This window comes from Shewanella sp. BJSY2023SW005 (genome assembly GCF_047314585.1).
Classification (GTDB): domain Bacteria; phylum Pseudomonadota; class Gammaproteobacteria; order Enterobacterales; family Shewanellaceae; genus Shewanella; species Shewanella algae.
In genome coordinates this window covers 17,094-35,390 of the sequence record NZ_JBKORJ010000066.1, presented here as the reverse complement: position 1 = coordinate 35,390, position 18,297 = coordinate 17,094, and the positions used below count along the sequence as shown (strand labels likewise).

17 protein-coding genes are annotated in these 18,297 nt (G+C 53.8%); 5 read left to right on the top strand and 12 right to left on the bottom strand.

Annotated features, from left to right (window positions below; translation table 11 throughout):
- Positions 1-165: 165 nt before the first annotated feature.
- The 3 genes from ACMHXI_RS21455 to ACMHXI_RS21445 all read right to left on the bottom strand — a co-directional run bounded on the left by ACMHXI_RS21455 (position 166) and on the right by ACMHXI_RS21445 (position 2,848).
- A complete protein-coding gene (locus ACMHXI_RS21455) occupies positions 166-744 on the bottom strand; it encodes a TIGR04211 family SH3 domain-containing protein (protein WP_145839726.1) in 579 nt (192 codons plus the stop codon).
- A gap of 127 nt (positions 745-871) precedes the next feature.
- A complete protein-coding gene (locus ACMHXI_RS21450) occupies positions 872-2,140 on the bottom strand; it encodes an inorganic phosphate transporter (protein ID WP_025010353.1) in 1,269 nt (422 codons plus the stop codon).
- A 27-nt stretch (positions 2,141-2,167) separates the two neighbouring features.
- Positions 2,168-2,848 (bottom strand): TIGR00153 family protein, encoded by a 681-nt coding sequence (locus tag ACMHXI_RS21445; protein WP_025010354.1) that lies wholly within the window; start codon positions 2,846-2,848, stop codon positions 2,168-2,170.
- Positions 2,849-3,080: 232 nt separating this feature from the next.
- Between ACMHXI_RS21445 and ACMHXI_RS21440 the strand changes: the two genes are divergently transcribed.
- On the top strand, positions 3,081-4,565 hold the full coding sequence (locus tag ACMHXI_RS21440; protein WP_037436941.1) for an inorganic triphosphatase: 1,485 nt from the start codon (positions 3,081-3,083) through the stop codon (positions 4,563-4,565).
- A 79-nt stretch (positions 4,566-4,644) separates the two neighbouring features.
- On the opposite strand, the gene ACMHXI_RS21435 is transcribed toward ACMHXI_RS21440, so the two are convergent.
- The 8 genes from ACMHXI_RS21435 to ACMHXI_RS21400 all read right to left on the bottom strand — a co-directional run bounded on the left by ACMHXI_RS21435 (position 4,645) and on the right by ACMHXI_RS21400 (position 11,311).
- Entirely contained in the window at positions 4,645-5,442 is a 798-nt protein-coding gene (locus tag ACMHXI_RS21435) for an ion transporter (RefSeq protein ID WP_144191759.1), read from the bottom strand.
- A gap of 71 nt (positions 5,443-5,513) precedes the next feature.
- Positions 5,514-5,840, bottom strand: a complete 327-nt coding sequence (locus tag ACMHXI_RS21430; RefSeq protein WP_025010356.1) for a hypothetical protein — start codon at positions 5,838-5,840, stop codon at positions 5,514-5,516.
- Between the two features lie 6 nt (positions 5,841-5,846).
- Entirely contained in the window at positions 5,847-6,497 is a 651-nt protein-coding gene (locus tag ACMHXI_RS21425; protein ID WP_025010357.1) for a hypothetical protein, read from the bottom strand.
- A gap of 6 nt (positions 6,498-6,503) precedes the next feature.
- Positions 6,504-7,193: a PspA/IM30 family protein gene (locus ACMHXI_RS21420; RefSeq protein WP_025010358.1), complete on the bottom strand. Its 690-nt coding sequence runs from the start codon at positions 7,191-7,193 to the stop codon at positions 6,504-6,506.
- An 11-nt stretch (positions 7,194-7,204) separates the two neighbouring features.
- A complete protein-coding gene (locus tag ACMHXI_RS21415; protein WP_025010359.1) occupies positions 7,205-7,618 on the bottom strand; it encodes a YjfI family protein in 414 nt (137 codons plus the stop codon).
- Between the two features lie 79 nt (positions 7,619-7,697).
- Positions 7,698-9,425: a polyamine aminopropyltransferase gene (locus ACMHXI_RS21410; RefSeq protein WP_028780529.1), complete on the bottom strand. Its 1,728-nt coding sequence runs from the start codon at positions 9,423-9,425 to the stop codon at positions 7,698-7,700.
- Positions 9,426-9,429: 4 nt separating this feature from the next.
- Entirely contained in the window at positions 9,430-10,329 is a 900-nt protein-coding gene (locus tag ACMHXI_RS21405; RefSeq protein ID WP_025010360.1) for a DUF350 domain-containing protein, read from the bottom strand.
- Positions 10,330-10,360: 31 nt separating this feature from the next.
- On the bottom strand, positions 10,361-11,311 hold the full coding sequence (locus ACMHXI_RS21400) for a hypothetical protein (RefSeq protein WP_025888554.1): 951 nt from the start codon (positions 11,309-11,311) through the stop codon (positions 10,361-10,363).
- A gap of 236 nt (positions 11,312-11,547) precedes the next feature.
- On the opposite strand from ACMHXI_RS21400, the gene glnE reads away from it, so the two are divergent.
- Both glnE and ACMHXI_RS21390 read left to right on the top strand, forming a co-directional pair.
- Positions 11,548-14,403 (top strand): bifunctional [glutamate--ammonia ligase]-adenylyl-L-tyrosine phosphorylase/[glutamate--ammonia-ligase] adenylyltransferase, encoded by a 2,856-nt coding sequence (gene glnE, locus ACMHXI_RS21395; RefSeq protein ID WP_146508968.1) that lies wholly within the window; start codon positions 11,548-11,550, stop codon positions 14,401-14,403.
- An 83-nt stretch (positions 14,404-14,486) separates the two neighbouring features.
- Positions 14,487-15,446 (top strand): sensor domain-containing diguanylate cyclase, encoded by a 960-nt coding sequence (locus ACMHXI_RS21390; protein WP_234519445.1) that lies wholly within the window; start codon positions 14,487-14,489, stop codon positions 15,444-15,446.
- 21 nt (positions 15,447-15,467) lie between these two features.
- On the opposite strand, the gene ACMHXI_RS21385 is transcribed toward ACMHXI_RS21390, so the two are convergent.
- Entirely contained in the window at positions 15,468-16,340 is an 873-nt protein-coding gene (locus tag ACMHXI_RS21385; protein WP_107352438.1) for a LysR family transcriptional regulator, read from the bottom strand.
- Between the two features lie 107 nt (positions 16,341-16,447).
- Here ACMHXI_RS21385 and ACMHXI_RS21380 point away from each other — a divergent pair, with 107 nt between their 5' ends.
- Positions 16,448-16,975 (top strand): nucleoside deaminase, encoded by a 528-nt coding sequence (locus ACMHXI_RS21380; RefSeq protein WP_208124213.1) that lies wholly within the window; start codon positions 16,448-16,450, stop codon positions 16,973-16,975.
- Complete coding sequence (locus ACMHXI_RS21375; protein ID WP_221060603.1) at positions 16,972-18,291, top strand: MFS transporter; 1,320 nt, start codon at positions 16,972-16,974, stop codon at positions 18,289-18,291. The genes ACMHXI_RS21380 and ACMHXI_RS21375 overlap by 4 nt, the downstream gene beginning before the upstream one ends.
- The last annotated feature ends 6 nt before the right edge of the window (positions 18,292-18,297 follow it).

Genomic DNA, 18,297 nt, shown 5'->3' with positions numbered 1-18,297 from the left:
TGGCGCTTGCGCGCGCCGATTATACAATCAAAATGTGATCTGTGACACTAATCTTGGCGGGAATGTGAAAATTGTTTAATTGGCTTTACGTCCCCCAGCTGTAAAGTCACATAAACAAAAGGCCAGTGGTTTTAAACACTGGCCTTTGAGAAGGGAAAAATGCTATTACATCCAACGATCTTTCTTGCGTCGCTGTGGTCTTGGCATGTAAACCAGAATGACCCCGAGGATCAAACCCAGAGCGGCGATGAGTCCGCCTTCCTGCCACATACGGAAACGCTCATTGTCTTTCATCGACTTGAGCTTGGCGATGGCTTCATCGCGTTCTGTGCTGGCTTCAGCCAGTTCCGCCTGGGCCTTGCTCAGCTGAGACTTGAGGCTGCCAAGCTCGCCCTTGAAGTCACCATTTTCGCTCTGAAGTCCTGTGAGCTGGCCTTTGGCTTCGGCCAACTGGCTTTCCAGTTCTGAGACGCGAAAACGCAGCGACTTGTCCTTGGAGATCATGCTGGTCAATACCCAGCCTTCACGATCCTTATGGTCGATAATCTTGGTGTAATCGCCTTGGCGTTCAGGCAACACGCTTATCTGCTGACCGGCTTCGATACTACCCAGGATCCGGTATTGAGTACCGGGTCCACCATGAATGTAGATGAAGACATCGTCCGAAATATAGCGCGTCTGGCCTTGGGCCAATAGGGTGGGAGACAGGAGCATCATCCCTATGAGAGTCAGGAGTCTTAACACTTAGTCATTCTCTGTCGCAAAATACTGCCCACATGCTAGGGATTTGAGGGCGCCAATGCAAGAGGGAAGTCATTCGACTTCCCTCTTATAATCATGATATTTACCGTGATTTCTACAGCTATTTCTGTTAGCCGAACACACCTTTAATGGTGAAGAAGAACAGAATAGACAAGCCGGCACCGGCTGGCAGGGTGACGACCCAAGAGACCACAATGTTGCGAACCACACCGATATTGATGGCGGCAATACCCCTGGCCATGCCCACACCCAGTACCGCACCCACCAGAGTTTGAGTGGTGGAGATAGGCAAACCTGTGCCCGAGGCGATAACCACGGTTGACGCAGCAGCCAGCTCGGCGGCAAAGCCGCGACTTGGGGTCAGGTGAGTAATATTTTTGCCTATGGTGGTCATTACGCGCTTACCGAATATGGCCAGCCCCATAACGATACCGACGGCGCCCAGAGGCAGAATCCACCAAACCAAAGCTGACTTAGAGCCGATTTCTCCGCCGCTGCTGACTACAGAGACTACCGCGGCCAATGGGCCGATGGCGTTGGCTACATCATTGGAGCCGTGGGCAAAAGCCATACAACAGGCGGTCACTACCATCAGGATAGCGAAGACTCTTTCCACGTTACCAAATTGAGTTTGGCGATCATTTTTGCTGCTCATTTTCAGGCGGCTGATGGCAATCTTACCTGCGATACCCACCAGAATGGCAATCGCCAGCGCCAGCAGATAGGCTTCCACTGTGCTGAACTTGAGACCAACGTGTTTCAATCCTTTGGTTATGGTGACCAAAGACATTACAAAGCCGGCAAAGGCCATGTAGAAAGGCACATAACGTTTGGCGTTACCCAGAGGATCTTCGGTGTTGAAAATCAGTTTTTGTACGCTCTGGAAAATCATAAAGGCGATAAAGCCGGAAATCGCAGGGGTGATGACCCAAGAGCCAACGATACCAACGACTTTGCCCCAGGCAACGGCTTCAGTGCCCACGCCCACGGCGGCAAAACCTATGATGGCACCCACGATAGAGTGAGTGGTGGAAACCGGCCAGCCCAGAGCTGATGCGGCTACCAGCCAAATGCCTGCGGCCAGCAGCGAAGCTATCATGCCGTAGACCAGGAGTTCCGGCACTTCGGTAAAGTAGCTGGAATCTATGATCCCATTGCGAATGGTGCTGGTGACTTCGCCACCGGCCAGATAGGCACCGGCGAATTCAAAGATCATTGCGATAATGATCGCTTGCTTAATGGTAATTGCGTTTGAACCAACAGACGTACCCATTGCATTCGCCACGTCGTTGGCTCCAATGCCCCAGGCCATAAGAAACCCGAAAACAGCCGCGATACCTATGAGCCAGGGGCCATAGGTGACTAATACATCAACCATGTTGTTACCTTGATAACCTTTTGTTTGTTAGACGCGAGCCAGCATCAGCTCAAGGCGGGAACCGACACGTTCGGCAAGATCTGCCAGGTCACCAACCCACTCAATTATCTTATAGAGAAACATGACATCGATAGGATTCAGTTCAGCTTCCATAGCGAACAGCTGTCGACGCACCTGAATTTGCAGATCATCAGTGTCTTCTTCGATGGCATCGAGTTCACTGATCATTTTGGCTACCAAATCCACTTCACGGCCACGGAAGCCTGCTTCCAGCAGATCATCGAGCTCGTTGATCGCTTCTTTGGCCAGGGCGACTGCATCCAGGCAGCGCTGCAAATAAGCGATGAAAGGGGTTTGGATGGTTTGAGGGACAAGCAGTTGGCGGCCGATGATTCGACCTGAAATATCTTTGGCTTTATTGGCGATTTTGTCCTGTTGAGTCAGGAGCTCCAGCAAGTCAGTCCTTTCTACTGGCATAAACAAACCACCTGGCAGTGTCAGGCGGATTTCGCGTTTCAGTGAGTCAGCTTCTTTTTCCTCTTGGCTGATCTTCTTGCGAATAGTGACCGCATTGTCCCAATCTTCAGCTATGGTTGCTTCGAAGAAGGGCACAAGTAACGAAGCGCAATCGTATACTTTGTCTATATGCTCTTGCAGAGGTTTTATCGGCGATTTTGCAAACACGCCTAAAATAGAGTTTACTGGCATAGCCGTTTACCTATTTAGGTTATTCCACTATTGGAAAAGCGGGCGAATGTTAACCCAAGCGTCCGCTTATTGAAACTGTGTTTTTACAGAAAACACGTCAGTTCTTATTCTATCGGGTTATATATCACCCGACAGGATAATCCTAGGTCATTTTTGTGACAACAATATGACATTGTGACCTCGAAATGACGAGATGATGAATTTTTGATGACAAAATGAGCAGTAGTGCACCATGGATGCCGACAATCAACAAAATGAGATAGAACTTAAGCTCTTTTTCCCCGCCACGGAAGTCAGTCGCCTGACCACATTTCTGAACTCCTTACCCGCTGCCACATCCCAAGGGTGCCAGCAGCTAAGTAATGGCTATTATGATACGCCCGAGCTGGCACTGCGTCAGCTGGATATGGGCCTTAGAGTCCGCGGATGTGATGGCAAGCGGGAGCAAACCATAAAAACGGCCGGTCGTGTCAGCGGTGGGATCCACAGTCGGCCGGAATACAATGTCGATATAGACGCCAATAGCCCGGTTTTGTCGCTATTTCCCGCCGAAATTTGGCCTGAGAATTCCGACATCGATGCGTTGCAGGCCCGGCTTACCTGCCTGTTTCATACCGATTTTCAGCGTTGCCGCTGGTTGGTGGTTCAGGGGGAGAGCCTGATAGAACTGGCTCTGGATACCGGCACTATCGCCGCCGGGGGCCAGAGCGAATCGCTTTGTGAGTTGGAGTTTGAACTCAAGCGTGGCCGGGCGGCCGATCTCTTGCCGTTGGCACAGCAGGTTGCTGCCAATCTGCCCATGCGTCTTGGGAAGGCCAGCAAGGCGCAGCGAGGTTATCGTCTGGCGCAGCAGGCCAGTCCGCTGGCGTTGGAGGCGCTGCAATATATCAGCCTGCCCTGCGACAGTGATATCAAAGCTACCCTCCTGGTGGTGCTGGAAACGGCGCTGGAGCGTTGGCAGCTGTTGGAGGGCATGATTGCCGAGAGTTTGGATGACCCGGCAGGGCAAGCGTTATTGTGGCAGCGTCTGCGCTCCTGTGTGCGCCTGCTGCGCTTGACCCTGGGCCAGTTTACTCTGGGCAACAGCCAGACAGATGCGGGATTTTCCTGGCTGGAGCAGCAACTCGCCTTTGTAACAGAAGCCAACTCTCTCACGCGTCTGGCCCAGGATAAATTGTTGCTTGGTAAGTTGGCCAATGCCGAGAGCGTGCGCGAGCGAGCCGTGCAACAGTTGCAAAAGATGGATTTCCGCAGCCGCTTGCAAGCGCTATGGCAGGATTGCCGTTATGGTCAGCTGCAGTTGCAACTGGTGAATATGTTGCTTGAGCTGGCCAGTGGCGAGATGCAGATAGCCGTGGCAGGGGGCTTGAAGGGAACCTGTGACGGTCTGCAGGAGGCTTCCTGGCAAAAACTGCTGGCGGCCATGCCGGGAGACGAACTCAGCCGTGATGATTATCTCAAGCTGGCAGCTCCCTTGGATGAAGGCATTCTGGTGGGGCTGGCCTATGGCAGTCTCTACTCATCCAAGGCTCGCGATAGTTTCCGCGCGCCCTGGCAGGACTTGAGTCAGGGGATCATCAGTCTTGGCGCTTATGCTATGGCCGAGCAGTTGGCGCCAGAGCTTGCCGAGGCTTTGGCAGACAAACAGCAGAGTCTGATTTTTGCCATGGAACAATCCCGCAAGATGGCACTGCAGCAGCAACCCTACTGGCGCTGATGCCTGGTAAGAGTTCCGGACGAATAGCCCGGAAGTAAGCACAAAGAAGGACGCCTCGGCGTCCTTTTTAGTCGATTGATTAGTCCCGTTGCTGCTGCGCCAGCTTCTGTTTCAAGTCGGCGATTTCCGTCAGCATCTGTTGTTGGTTGGCTTCCATGCGTTCGAGTACCAGATCCAACTCGCTCTTGATGACCTTGCTTTGGTTTTCCAGGCTCTCCTGCTCATCGGGAGCGACAAACAGTGATGCCATATAACCGGAAATAACCCCGAAGAAACTGACCCCGCAGACGATGACCACGCCACCTATTACATGGCCTACTGTAGTCACAGGGTAAAAGTCACCGTAACCTACGGTGGAAATGGTCACTATTGCCCACCAGATGGCGTTTTCGGCGGTTTGAATATTGGCACCTTCGACGCCGCTTTCCACCAGCAACATCAATACCGAGGCTATGGTGATGATGGTGACCATGGATACCAGCAAGCTGGCGATGGTGGCCTGACGCCTTTGCTTCAGCAGTGGCCCTATCAGGGAACGACTCATGCGAATGAGCCTCAATACCCTGAGGATCTGAAATAAACGGGCAAAGCGCAGTGCTTCAATCGCCGGAATACTGGCGACAAAGTCGACCCAGTGAGACTTGATATAGGTGAGTTTATTCTCTGCCCGGAACAGACCCACCAGGAAATAACTCATAAAGATAAAGCAGATACCCGTATCGATATAAAACAACAACTTGTGGGTTTCAGGATCGACAGGGACAAAGGTCATGATAAGGATCACAACCACAGAGATCAGCGACAACATCATCATCGCCAATTCGAAAGGGGAGACCTGAACAGGCGGTTTCAGGAACCAGCGAGATTTATCCGGCATTGGTTCTTCCATTGAGAAACTTTGTATCCTTTCAGGGTAAAAGACTTGCCGTTAGCTGTAAACGCGCTTGTTTATTGCTCGTCTACGAATTGTACCAGGTCTTCCAATACCCGTTTTTTGATTTCCAATTGCGCATCCGGAGCAAGGCCGTATTTTTCGGCGAGCTGGACATAATCGGTGGGGCTGAGCGAAACGGTTAACCGTGGCCGCTTGGGACGCTTGGCCACGGATAAACCCAATATCATGCGTATCTGATCTGAAGGGCTGACACCTGTATCCAGGGCCGCCTTGCGGATGGAGTATTGAAACCTTTCATCCAGATCAAAAGCTACCTGAGTCGCCTTGGCAGCCTTTTGGTTTTGTAACCATTTTTCCGGATAAGGGTGGTTCTTGCTCATGCCGCATTATTCTCCTGGCCAGTAGTCACGAATATCGCTGAGGGGGCGGTAAAGGGTCAGCGCAACGTCGGTTTCGCCGCCTTCATAGACTTCGATATCCAGAGCGCGAGACTCATCGTCATCCAGCAACTGATAGCTTTCGAAGGCATCACCTGTTGCACCGTCAGCATCCTGAGGCGGCCTGAGTCCACGGTAATCTTCCCGGTGGAAATAGCCAAACTCAGCAAAACTGACCTGATGGTAGTGTTTCCCGAGCCATTGCTCAAGCATCTCAGTCTCGGCAGTGAGTGCCTTGGTACTCAGCTCTGCTTTCCCCGGCTCATCGAAGATCGCGGAGAAATCATCCAGATCGAATAAGGCATCGACCTGAGCGCGGCTTATCTTCAGCGAGAAAGCCAGCCAGGTTTCGTCGTCTTCATCCAGCCCCAGATAGATGGCTTCGCCGCTGTGCCCCTTGAGTACCCACTCAGTCGACTGACTGCGCTGATACTCATAGGTATTGACGGCTTCGACCCTAAGCTGCTGCCCGCGCAGATGCGCGGGCAGGGCAAAGCTGTCATCAAGGGAGATCATATCGCCCTTTTGCAGCTCTGATGGGTGCTTAAGCTGACGCACTGGAGTTTCTTTTTTGCCAAACAGGCTGCCAAAGAATCCCATAGGTTATCAGCCTTTCTTGGCTTTCAAACGCTCGAGCACATCGCTGGCGTTGCTCTTTTGCTCGCCGATACCGGCTTCAGCCAGCTTGGCTTTCAGCGATTGGTCGCTGTTCTCGGCTTCCAGGTTTTCGGCAGCCTTCAAGCGGTCGTCAAACTGTTGCTGACGTGCCTTGATACGCTCCAGTGAGTCTTTGGCGTTGAGCAGCTTGGAGTTGCTTGACGCGAAAGAGTCGGTAATAGAAGCCGTGGCCTTTTGCACGCTTTCAGTGGTCTTGACCATGCTCAACTGACGCTGATAGTCGGCCAGCTGACGTTCGGTCTTCTTCACCAGATCTTTCAGGCGGGCAGCATGGGCGCTGAAGCTGTCATTGGCAGTTTGTTGCTCGGCCAGTTCCATTTCCAGCTGGGCAATTTTCTCGGCCACTTCCAGTGCCAGAGTTTCATTGCCTTTTTCCAGTGCCTGAGTGGCATAGCCTTCATGCTCGGCGACAGCACGCTTAATGCGATCGATTTCACGGCTGGCTTGCATCTCTTTGGCCATCACATCTGTCAGTTCACGCTTGGCCTTGGTGAGGTGTTTCTCGGCGTCACGGATCTCCTGTTCGAAGATGCGGGTTGAATTGGCATCCACTATGCTTTGGCCGACTTCGTTGGCCCCACCGCGGAATGCTGTAAGAATTTTGTTCAGTATGCCCATGATTTGGCTCCTTATTTCAAAAAGTCGACCAGTTCGTCAATGACTTCGAGACAGTTGTCAGACAGGACAGAGAGTTCCTGCTCTATTTCCAGCATGCTCGATTGCAGGGAGAGTGCACCGTAAACCACATATTTATCGTCAATCTTGGCGAATGAAGACAGTGGCATAGGGATGTTGAGTTCCAACATGGTTTCAAACATCTCGGCACGGCGTTCCTGCTTGAGTTCATCCTCTCCCCAGAGATAACTGATGCAGAGGATTTGGTTTTCCGTTACCGAAACAAATACGGGGATCTCTTCACGGCCAACCACATTGACCTGCAACACTTCTACATCCCCTTCAATGGGGTAACAGTCAAACTGGAACCCAGTAGAGCTGTTGTCGCCAAGTCCATTTAAATGATTGGCAATAGTGTGAATATTCATATTTGTCCTCTTTGACATATTATGTCTGCGTTTAAAGATAACACCGAGACATAATATGTCAAGCGTTATCTTTGCCTGTTTAAAAGGTTGCTACACCTTGTTCATCTGTCCATGCCTGCAGGTGGTAGTAATACAGCTGCAGTGAGCCTATGGTGTTGGGCTGAACCTGGTCCATCTTAGTGTAAAACTGTTTCGGAAACTCGAAGGCTCCGCGGATAAGCCCAGGCGTCAACCAGTCATCCTCCACCGGCAGTTGCTGCATCTGCTGCAGCCGACTCTTGGCATCCTGGCCATTGAGTGTCCCTATGGTCCAGCCCCATTCGCCAAAGCTGGGCACATTGTGGTGATACTGATTCACCTTGAATCCCGCCAGCGCCAGGGTCTTGCCTACAGAGATAAAGGCCTTGGTCGCATGGTAAGGCGAGGTGGACTGTATACTGATGGCTCCATCTGCGCTCAGAAGTTCCCTGAGTTTTTTATAAAACAGGTCTGAATAGAGCTTATTGAGATCCGGATGTGAGGGATCAGGCAGATCCACTATGATGGCATCGTATTTATCGCCGCGGGCCAGCAAGCGGTCGACACCGTTAAAGGCATCGTCGAAAACCGTTTCCACCCTGGGATCGGCAAAGGCGTTGCCGTTGAGGCCGAGCAATGCTGTCCTGAGATCTTCCGGTACTTCAGCCCCAGGTTCTTTGAACAGTTTGACCATCTCGGCATCGAGATCCACCAGAGTGACCTGCTTGGGTTGCCATTTCAGTACCTGTTTCAAGCCCAATCCATCACCGCCGCCTATGATCAACACCTTGTCGTGACGGGCACTGGCAGCCAGAGTCGGATGTACCAGAAAGGCGTGATAGATATGCTCATCGCTGGAGGAGAACTGCAGCCGGCCATTGATATAGAGGGAGTAAACAGGCGGCAGATGGTTACCCATCAGGCGCTTGGTCAGTGTCAGTTGCTGAAACCGGGTAGCCTTGGCATAGACCACCTTGTCCTGATACAGGAGGTTGTTGAATCCTTGCTCCCAGGTTGGTCCCTTGATGGCCAGCATCAGCAGCACTCCTGTGGCCAGTACGTGTGCCGCCAGTAACCAGTTGGCGGCGCGGATCCTGTCCCTGAAGCGGATGATAAAGATAAACCCGGCCAAGAGGTTAAAGGCGGCGGTCATGGCTGCAGCCAGCTGGATATCCAGCGCCAGCATAAAGCCGACCCAGAGCGCCGCACCCACACCGGCACCTATATAGTCGGCGCCATAAATGGTGCCGGCATTGTGCAGCAGGTGTTCATCGGACAGTGCCTGACGCACCCTGGCAATGAGCGGGATCTCCATGCCTATCATCAAACCGAGCAACACACCCCAGAAATAGGGCAGGTAGCGGGACAACTCCTGAAAACGGCCGATAAAGCCACCCTGAGGCAGATGATCCGGCGGTAGCCCCAGAGTTCGTCCTATCAGTTCCGGTAGCTCGTGGCCAAAGCCGATGACGGCCGCGGTGATCAGAATCGCCAGTGAGCCCAGCAAGGCGACAGTCAATTCCAATACTGCAAAGCCACTGAAGGCGCACTTTATCTTGCGGGCGGCAAAGGCCCCCAAGCCCATGGAGACTATCATCAAGCCTATCATGGTGTAGATGGCCGCCTCGAGGGCGCCCAAAATGCGCCCGGCATAATGGGAAAGCAGGTATTCGTATATCAGACCACAGGCCGCCAGTACCCCCATGATCCCCAAAAGCAGGGCATCATCGAGGGCACCTAAGTGGCGTCTGTTGGGCTCTTGGGTGTTGGCGTTACTACTTAATGCCACGGGATCAGGCCATCAAAGCGGTGAGGATCAGCGCAACCGCTATGCTGATCGCCATTTCAACTGCGGCCAAGCCTATGTTGTGCTGCTTCTCCACCTCATCGGCGAGGTCAATTTTTGCCAGCACCAGGAGTTTGACCAAGGGCAGCAACAGGCTCAGTACCACCAACATAATGAAGGAGAACACCAGCCAGCCAAGGGCGTTGGTGACATAGGCTTCAGGGCTGAAGACGATAAAGTGACTGGCGGCATTGAAGCTCAGTGCCATGGCGATCATCGCCCCGGCATGACGTATCGCCAGGGCGGTATTTCCCTGCGCCAGCGCCTGCTGCATTGAGCTGTCCTGGTTGCGGGCGGCGTAGCGATTCTCTCTGAGGCGGGTCAGTAACACCAGCATCAATTGAGAAATGGCGAAGGCGCTGAGGATGGCAATAAAGGTATCCAGGGTCAGATCTTCGGCCCACAGCAGTACGGCGCGGATAATAATCGCTGTGGCGATAGCGGCCGAGGCATCGACTATCGCAACCGACACATTGCCTTTGAGCACCAGGGCGTTCTTGTCGATATTATTCAAGGCGATTTTATCGTGCAAAAAGCGCCCCAGTTTGATCAGCACTAGACCAAACAGGCCGTAGGCGCTCATGCCGATGGCTTCCTGCAGATAACTGTGGGCGGCGGCGCCGGTAATGGCGCCGGTCAGTACTATACCCAGTGCCGCCACAGCGCCGGCGGTGCTGATGCCGAAGGCGAAGTTGTCTCTGACTGCCAGCTCTTCACTGCTGTTTACCCGAACACTCCAGCCCTGCAGGTAGCGGGTCAGAGTGAGCAGTACCACGGCGATAGAAAGGTCGATGGCGAGTATGACGGCCAGTTCCTGAGTGATGCCGAATTCCTGAAATAGAGTCATGTTCATTCCTTAAGTTGTGATCCTGGCTGAGTTATTTGCCCCGGCTGACACCACGGCTGGTGCGACTGCCAGAATTACGGAAACTGCTGTCTTTAGAGTAATTTGAGCGAAACTTGCTGGCCGATTGTCCACTGCTGGATGGCTTGGGTGCGGCGCTGCTCTGACGAGAGAGGGCGCTGGAGCCCGAGCGGGACTTGGCATAAGGGCTGTCAAAGCGTTTGCCTTGAGAGTCGAAACGTTTTTTGGTGCGCTCATAGACCTGGGTTTGGGCCTTGGCCTGCTTGGGGGAGGTATAGCGATAGCGCCCCACATCATTGTAGTAGCTGTAATCCCTGCCTCTGGACCAGTTGTCATAATAAACCGGCCTGTGGAACAGGTTGGAAAACATGGAGTACATGCCATACCAGGCCCAAAAGGACATGCCGTTGGAATCGGTTTGCCACTGGCCATAGGCGGGGTTACCCACTAACTGGCTACCGGCACCAAAGTCTTCCGAGCCATTGGCCAGGGTTGAAGCCTCGCGGCTGATGGCGTTGACCCTGGCGAGTTTGCCCTCTGACATATCGGCAATCACATTGACGGGATCTGACAGCATGTCGTTGAACAGGCTAGAGTCCAGCGCTTGATAGAGGTTGTTTCCCTCTTCCAACTGTTGGTCAAGATTGACAAAGTTGCTCGCCACCTTGGCGTCTTTCACCCTGCTTTCCAGTGACTTGTACAGTGGTCCCTTACTGGTGGCATCCAGTGTTAGTTGCTCCACCAGCGGCTGTAGCTCCGGCCGCTGCTGCGCCAGAATTTGACCATACTGTTTGAGTAAGATGCCATTGCGCAGCTGGTCTTTGTCCAGCATCTGGCCGAGTTTTTCCAGACGTTGGTCATTCAGCTGTTGCAACTGGGCAATCTGCTCGGGTCTGTCGTCACCGCAGGCTGTCAGTGATAACAGCATCAGCAGACTGAGAATACGGATCAGCATTCCTGCCATGTTTTCTCCATTATGATAAGCACTTGAGCCCGGCAAACGGTGCTAAAACCTCTGGTCCCCGTAGGCCGTCAGTGCAAGTTGGTGTAATCTGTGCACAGAGTATCACCCACAAGAATTGGGGTGAAGTCAGAATCATCTGCATCGGCCGGTTAAAATCCATGTCGAGCGGACGTTTGTGCGGCAAAGATGACATAATATGTCTAAATGGTCTTGAATACAATCGAACAGGGATAACTATGGAATTGGGGTGTGACAGTCAAAAGCCGTTTTCCGAGTTGCTGTGCAAACAGGCCGGTAAGCATTGGCATCTGCTGGTGGAGCGCTGGCCTGAGGTGGTCACCGAGCTCAGCCTCATAGAGCAGCAGGAGCTGCAGCGGGTTATGGGCCTGAGTGATTATGTTGCCACTCAGCTGTGCCGCCACCCTGAATGGATTGCCCCCTTCTTTAGCGGCCAGCTCACTCGCCTGGATAGACAAGACTTTGCCGACGAAATCCAATCCCTGCTCGACCCTGTCACCCAGGAAGAAACCGCTAAGTCAGTGCTGCGAAACTATCGCAACCGGCAAATGGTGCGCCTCGCCTGGCGCGACTTCATGGGGTATAGCCCGCTGCAGGAGTCACTGCTCGATCTCTCTGTATTGGCAGAGGCACTGATAATTGGCGCCAGAGACTGGCTCTATCGCGAAATGTGCCAGAGTCTGGGAACCCCCTGTGACTGCAACGGCAAGCCACAACCTTTGATGATCCTGGGGATGGGTAAGCTGGGCGGCCGTGAGCTGAACTTCTCATCTGATATCGACTTGATCTTTACCTTTCCGGAACACGGTGAGACCCAGGGCGGTCGGCGCAGCCTGGATAACCAGCAGTTCTTTATCCGCATGGGGCAACGCCTGGTCAATCTGCTGGGGCAGGTCACAGTCGACGGTTTCGTGTTCCGGGTCGACATGCGTTTGCGCCCCTATGGAGAGAGTGGCCCGCTGGTGGTCAGCTACAGCGCCCTTGAGGATTATTATCAGGAGCAGGGGCGTGACTGGGAGCGTTACGCCATGGTCAAAGCCCGCGCGCTTGGTCCCTGGACTCAATACTCGGATGAGCTTCACGACCTGCTACGCCCCTTTGTTTACCGGCGTTATATCGACTTTTCCGCCATAGATTCCTTAAGACGGATGAAGCGCCTGATCGCCCAGGAAGTGCGGCGGCGCCAGCTCAAGGACAACATCAAACTCGGTGCCGGCGGTATCCGCGAAGTGGAGTTCGTGGTGCAGAGTTTTCAGCTTATCCGCGGCGGCCGGGAGCCGGCGCTGCGCAGTCAAAGCTTGTTCGATGCCATAGATACCCTCTTTAGTTTGGGGCAACTTGAGTATCTGGCGGTAGATGAACTCAAGCAGAGTTATCTGCTGCTGCGCCGGGTAGAAAACTTGTTGCAAGCCATAGGGGATAAACAGACCCAGACCCTGCCGGATAACGGTCTGGATTGGCATCGTCTCTGCTTTGCGTTGGAGATGGCCAATGAAGCAGAACTGCGCAGTGAGGTTGAGGCCGCCATGTTAAAGATTCATCGCCATTTTCGCGATACCGTCGGCGGTGATGAAGACAATGAGGAGCAAAGCGACAGCTGGGCCTGTCAGCTTTGGGTCTGTGACAGCGAGGAAGACATACAATCGCTGCTGGCCGAGCGAGGCATAGAAGACAATGAACTCTGGAGCAGTCTGGCTCATTGGCGCGAGACGGTATCACGTCGGGCCATAGGGCCAAGAGGGCGGGATACCCTGGATAAGCTGATGCCGAAAATGCTTGAGGAGCTGACGCTGCAGCCCAATCCCGGCAAGGCATTCAAGCCGGTAACCGGCGTACTGGAGCAGATCCTGACCCGTACCACTTATCTTGAACTTCTGTGTGAAAATCCCGGCGCCCGCCAACAATTGGTGAGCCTGTGTTGTGCCAGTCCCTGGATTGCCCAGCAGCTGGCGAAATTCCCCATGTTGCTGGATGAACTGATCGATCCGGCGCAGCTTTATGACACCACCTCTCTGGATGACTACGGCAGTGAACTGCGCCAATACCTGCTGCGGGTTCCGGAAGAGGATATGGAGCAGCAGATGGAGGCGCTCAGGCAGTTTAAACTGTCGCAACAGTTGAAAATTGCCGCCGCGGATGTCACCGGGGTCTTACCTATCATGCAGGTCAGCGATCACCTGACTTTTCTTGCCGAGGCCATCATAGAGCAAGTGGTGCAACAGGCCTGGCAGCAAATGACAGAGCGCCACGGCGTGCCGCCTGGCCTGGCTGACGGGGAGATAGGTTTTGCCGTCGTCGGCTATGGCAAGCTGGGGGGCATTGAGCTGGGCTACGGCTCGGATCTCGACCTGGTGTTTCTGCACAATGCCAAGGGCGGCTCGACTGACGGTGACAAGCCGTTGGATGTAGGGCACTTCTATCTCAAACTGGCGCAGCGGATATTACACCTGTTTTCCACCCGCACCATGTCGGGCGAGCTTTACGAGGTAGACATGCGCCTACGACCATCGGGCGCCTCCGGGCTCTTGGTCAGTGAAATTGGGCATTTCGGCGAGTATCAGCAGCAGGAGGCCTGGACTTGGGAACATCAGGCTTTGGTTCGTGCCCGCTTTGTCTTCGGTGATAACGCCTTGGCGCAGGAATTTCAGGCGGTGCGTGACAGCGTGCTGCGCCAAGCAAGAGACAGGAAACAGCTGGCCAGCGAAGTGCGTGAGATGCGCCTCAAGATGCGCGACCATCTGCTCAAAGCGCCGCAGGGAATGTTCGATCTTAAACAAAGCGTTGGCGGTATCGCCGATATTGAGTTTATCGCTCAGTATTTGGTGCTGGCCCATGCCCATAAGCACCCCGAGCTGTGTATCTGGTCTGATAATGTGCGGATTTTTGAGGTGTTGGCCGAGCTTGAACTGCTGCCCTTGATGTCGGCGCAGCATCTGACCCAGGCCTATTGCATGCTGAGGGATGAAAACCACAGGTTGACTCTGGCCGGTTTGCCTGGGCTGGTGGCACAGGAAAAAGTGGCGGAGCAGGCCGAACGGGTCAGTAACATCTATGAGCTTATCCTGGGGCAATAGTTTACCGGTGCGCTCAGGCTATCTATAGTTAACGGAGAAGTTTTGTCGATTGCTTTGCCTGAAGCCACTGTTGAGGAATGCCTATGCCAAGACCCCCAAAGCCCTTGGATGAGCCACTAAGGCTGGCTACCCTGCAAGGACTCGGGGTGTTGGATACCGAAGCAGAGGAGCGCTTTGATCGCATCAGCCGCATGGCGCAGCGACTGTTTGAAGTACCCATCTGTTTGGTTAGTTTGGTTGATGCCAAACGACAATGGTTCAAGTCCAGCTTAGGTATCTCCCTCAGGGAGACACCCAGAGATCAGTCGTTTTGTGGTCATGCCATCCTGTCGCCTGAATCCATGCTGATCCCGGATACTCTCAAGGACCCTCGTTTTGCCGACAACCCTCTGGTTACCGGCGCTCCCCATATCCGCTTTTATGCCGGTTATCCTTTGACTATGCGCAATGGTTGTCGGGTTGGCACCTTCTGCATCATAGATGTACGCCCAAGAGAACTGTCCCAGGAAGATAAGCTGTGTCTGGAAGATCTCGGCCATATGGTGGAAAACGAACTGCAGCATATGGAAGAGGTCTGTCAGGATGAACTCACCGGCGTGGCCAACCGCCGGGGCTTTGAGTTACTGGGGGAGATGGCACTGTCTTCCTGTTGTCGTGAAAGTTTCTACGGTGCCTTGCTGTATCTGGATCTCAACGAATTCAAGCCCATTAATGATACCTATGGTCACAGTGAAGGTGATGCCGTGTTGCAGGCCTTTGCCGCCATGCTGGTGAGCTGTTTCCGCGAGTCGGATGTGGTAGCCAGGCTTGGAGGTGATGAGTTTGCCGTACTGCTGACCCATTTGCGACCATTGGATGTCAGGGCCATCAAGTTGAGGTTCCGTAAAGCCTTGGCCGAACTCAACTTCCGCTTGGCAAAACCCTATCAGATCCGTGCCAGCCTCGGAGAAGCCATATACGATCCGGCCCAACCCAGGAGCTTGGCCGAGTTGATGGCTCAGGCCGACGGCTTGATGTACCGCAGAAAGCCGGGGCGCGATTAGCTGGGTTGGCGTTTTGTTTTCTTAAGTAACCATCAAGTCATTACAACGGGCGACCAAGTCCTGAATTAGCCGCTTGCCCATATGGTTCAGGCTGGGCGCAGCATGCAGTACCAGTTCCATCGGTAATGGCGGTGGTAGAGTCTCTTGCTGAATATGGGCGTCTGTGAGCAGGCGTTTGGGCAACAGGCTCACTCCTATGCCTGCGGCTACAGCGGCTTTCACCTGTGACAGTGAATTACTGACTTGCACCATTTGCCACTCTATCCCGGTTTCATCAAGCAGCTGGATCATCTCACTTCGATATAAACCACCATTGGGAAAGGCCACCAAAGGTAGCGGGCGCTTTTCTGCCAGTGAGTGGCTGCGACTGTCGAACCAGCAAACAGGTTCTGGCCAGCAGGCGACGCCGCGACTGGCGCCGAGGCGTTGTTTCACCAGCACTATATCCAGTTTGCCATCACGAAAGGCTTCATAAAGGCCTTGGCTCAGCCCAGATGTCAGTTCCAGTTGTAATGTCGGCTCCTGGCGTTGCAGCTCGGCCAACACCTGGGTCAGTACCTCACCGGCAAAATCTTCCGGCACTCCCAATCGAAGTGGGGTAAACGCCTCTTGTGTTCGACCTCCGGCTTCCCGCATCAGCGCCAGTATCTGTCTGGCATAAGTAAGCAGTCGCTCACCTTCAGGTGTGGTTTGGGCATAACGGCCACTGCGATCCAGTAAAGGATAACCCAATTGTTGCTCCAGACGGCGAAGCTGCTGGCTAACTGTTGACTGGGTCAGGTGAGTGGCGGCCGCGGCGCGGGTGAAACTGCCACTGTCGGCGACGGCGACAAAGGCCCGCAGTAATACAGGATCGAGCAGTGCCAGGTTGGCGGGAGAATGAGGTGTTTTCATCAGTACCGGATTAGTGAGAATTCCACTGATGAATATTTCATTATTTAATTTCCAAATCAAATGGGCAGTTTTTAGACTGGATGGAAAATTTGCCTGGAAGCCACAGAATGAAAGCAACACTCACAAGCATGTCGCTGACAGAAGCCGATCTAATAGAACACTTGGTGATCAAGGCCAAAGATAATCTGCTGTCCGGCGCCAGACCCTTTGCCGCCCTGTTGCTGAAAGACGGGGAGATTATTGCACAAGGTGTCAACCGAGTCGCAGCCGACTGCGACCCTTCGGCTCACGCCGAAATGCAGGCCATACGTGCGGCGGCCAAGTCATTAGAGACGACACAACTCGATGGTGCCGTGCTCTACGCCAGTGGTCACCCTTGCCCCATGTGTTTGGCTGCCGCCTTGATGGCAGGTATACGTGAGATACGCTATGTATTCGATAATCACGATGCCGAATTCTGGGGATTCTCCAGTGAAGCCAGCTATGGTTTGTTGGGTTTGGAGAGCCAAAAGCTTGCACAAAGCCCGGGGTTTACCATTCGTCGTTGTCAAAGCTCCTTTGAACCTGCCTGGCTCTATGGCGCTTTGGCACATGATGCTCAGGCAAATCCAACTGGGGATAGCGAAGAGCAATGACACTTCAACAGCCGTATTTGACCAGAGTGGCTCTGCTGCTGTTATTGTTTGGTGGTGCACTGGCGTTGAGGCCTTTTCTGACATCGCCCGGGCCTTTGCTGGCACAGCTCAGTAGCGAGCTTGGTATTGAGGTGCAGGCTCTGGGATGGCTGACCTCAATGCCAATGTTGCTGATGGGGGTTGGAGCACTGACTGCCCCTTGGTTACCTAAAAGGCTCTCCAGCTTGCCCGGTGTGGCTCTTAGCCTCGGCTTGCTGACTTTGGCGCTAGTACTCAGAGCAAGAGTTACTATGCCACTGCTTTGGCTCTCCACCTTGCTGGCCGGGCTTGCCGTAGCTTGGATGCAACTGCAGTTACCAGGGCTTATCAAACAGCATTTCGCCGGACACTTGCCGGTATTAATGGGGGGATACTCGGCGCTGTTGATGGGCGGCGGCGCTCTGGGCGCTGGAGTCACTCCTTGGTTGATAACGCTGTTTTCAGAGGGGGCTTCGGTGTTGGCATTATGGGCGCTGCCTTGCATACCTGTGTTGTTACTCGCACTTTGGTTGGCCAGGCGTGACTCTCAACCGGCTGTTTCCAGAGTCGCACCTCTGACTGAAGGCTCTATTGTGAGTACATCAGAGGAGGATAATCCCGCGCCCGCTAAACCAAGCTTGCCATGGCGCCGGGCAAAGGCCTGGTATTTGTTGCTGAGTTTCGGGCTTATCAATGGAGGCTATGCCAGCCTGGTGGCTTGGTTACCGCTTAGCTATCAGAAACTGGGCATGTCTCAGCTTGCAAGTGGGCGGCTGGTGGCCCTGATGGCGCTGGCACAGATGTTTTCAGCCCTGACGTTGCCGCTGCTGGCAGGTCGTTTCGCCGGCAAGCAAGCAAAAGCCGACCGCCGTCCCTGGTTATGGTTGGCTCTTATCGCGCAATTAGTAGGCTTTATGGCCTTGGCTTTGTGGCCTCAGGGCGCCCCTGTGCTTTGGAGTCTTCTGCTTGGCGTGGGGCTTGGCGGCAGCTTTTCACTTACCTTGGTCCTGGTGCATGAAGAATACCGCGGCGCCGAGCAGACGGTCGGCCTCAGTGCCATGGTGCAGGGCGGCGGCTTCCTGCTGGCGGCGCTGCCTCCCTTGATCTTACCGCCCTTGTTGCTTGATGGCGCAGCGCCTGTGATGCAGAGCAGTACCGATTTTGCTCCACTGTGGTTGTTGCATTGGTTGTTTGTCTTGGTGGTGACCGTGCTTTGTTTTGGTTTTGGTCCATCAGGTTTGCCTGCGCACCGGGTGACAGATGAGCAGCAAGGAGTCTCCAAGGTTCATGCTCAATAAGGCCGA

What these genes read in the sequence shown, in the direction of transcription:
- ACMHXI_RS21425 (WP_025010357.1), bottom strand. Translation starts at nt 6,497, where the DNA reads ATGGGATTCTTTGGCAGCCTGTTTGGCAAAAAAGAAACTCCAGTGCGT.
- ACMHXI_RS21440 (WP_037436941.1), top strand. Translation starts at nt 3,081, where the DNA reads ATGGATGCCGACAATCAACAAAATGAGATAGAACTTAAGCTCTTTTTC.
- ACMHXI_RS21400 (WP_025888554.1), bottom strand. Translation starts at nt 11,311, where the DNA reads ATGGCAGGAATGCTGATCCGTATTCTCAGTCTGCTGATGCTGTTATCA.
- ACMHXI_RS21420 (WP_025010358.1), bottom strand. Translation starts at nt 7,193, where the DNA reads ATGGGCATACTGAACAAAATTCTTACAGCATTCCGCGGTGGGGCCAAC.
- ACMHXI_RS21375 (WP_221060603.1), top strand. Translation starts at nt 16,972, where the DNA reads ATGACACTTCAACAGCCGTATTTGACCAGAGTGGCTCTGCTGCTGTTA.
- ACMHXI_RS21430 (WP_025010356.1), bottom strand. Translation starts at nt 5,840, where the DNA reads ATGAGCAAGAACCACCCTTATCCGGAAAAATGGTTACAAAACCAAAAG.
- ACMHXI_RS21415 (WP_025010359.1), bottom strand. Translation starts at nt 7,618, where the DNA reads ATGAATATTCACACTATTGCCAATCATTTAAATGGACTTGGCGACAAC.
- ACMHXI_RS21385 (WP_107352438.1), bottom strand. Translation starts at nt 16,340, where the DNA reads ATGAAAACACCTCATTCTCCCGCCAACCTGGCACTGCTCGATCCTGTA.
- ACMHXI_RS21450 (WP_025010353.1), bottom strand. Translation starts at nt 2,140, where the DNA reads ATGGTTGATGTATTAGTCACCTATGGCCCCTGGCTCATAGGTATCGCG.
- ACMHXI_RS21445 (WP_025010354.1), bottom strand. Translation starts at nt 2,848, where the DNA reads ATGCCAGTAAACTCTATTTTAGGCGTGTTTGCAAAATCGCCGATAAAA.
- ACMHXI_RS21405 (WP_025010360.1), bottom strand. Translation starts at nt 10,329, where the DNA reads ATGACTCTATTTCAGGAATTCGGCATCACTCAGGAACTGGCCGTCATA.
- ACMHXI_RS21390 (WP_234519445.1), top strand. Translation starts at nt 14,487, where the DNA reads ATGCCAAGACCCCCAAAGCCCTTGGATGAGCCACTAAGGCTGGCTACC.
- ACMHXI_RS21435 (WP_144191759.1), bottom strand. Translation starts at nt 5,442, where the DNA reads ATGCCGGATAAATCTCGCTGGTTCCTGAAACCGCCTGTTCAGGTCTCC.
- ACMHXI_RS21380 (WP_208124213.1), top strand. Translation starts at nt 16,448, where the DNA reads ATGAAAGCAACACTCACAAGCATGTCGCTGACAGAAGCCGATCTAATA.
- glnE (WP_146508968.1), top strand. Translation starts at nt 11,548, where the DNA reads ATGGAATTGGGGTGTGACAGTCAAAAGCCGTTTTCCGAGTTGCTGTGC.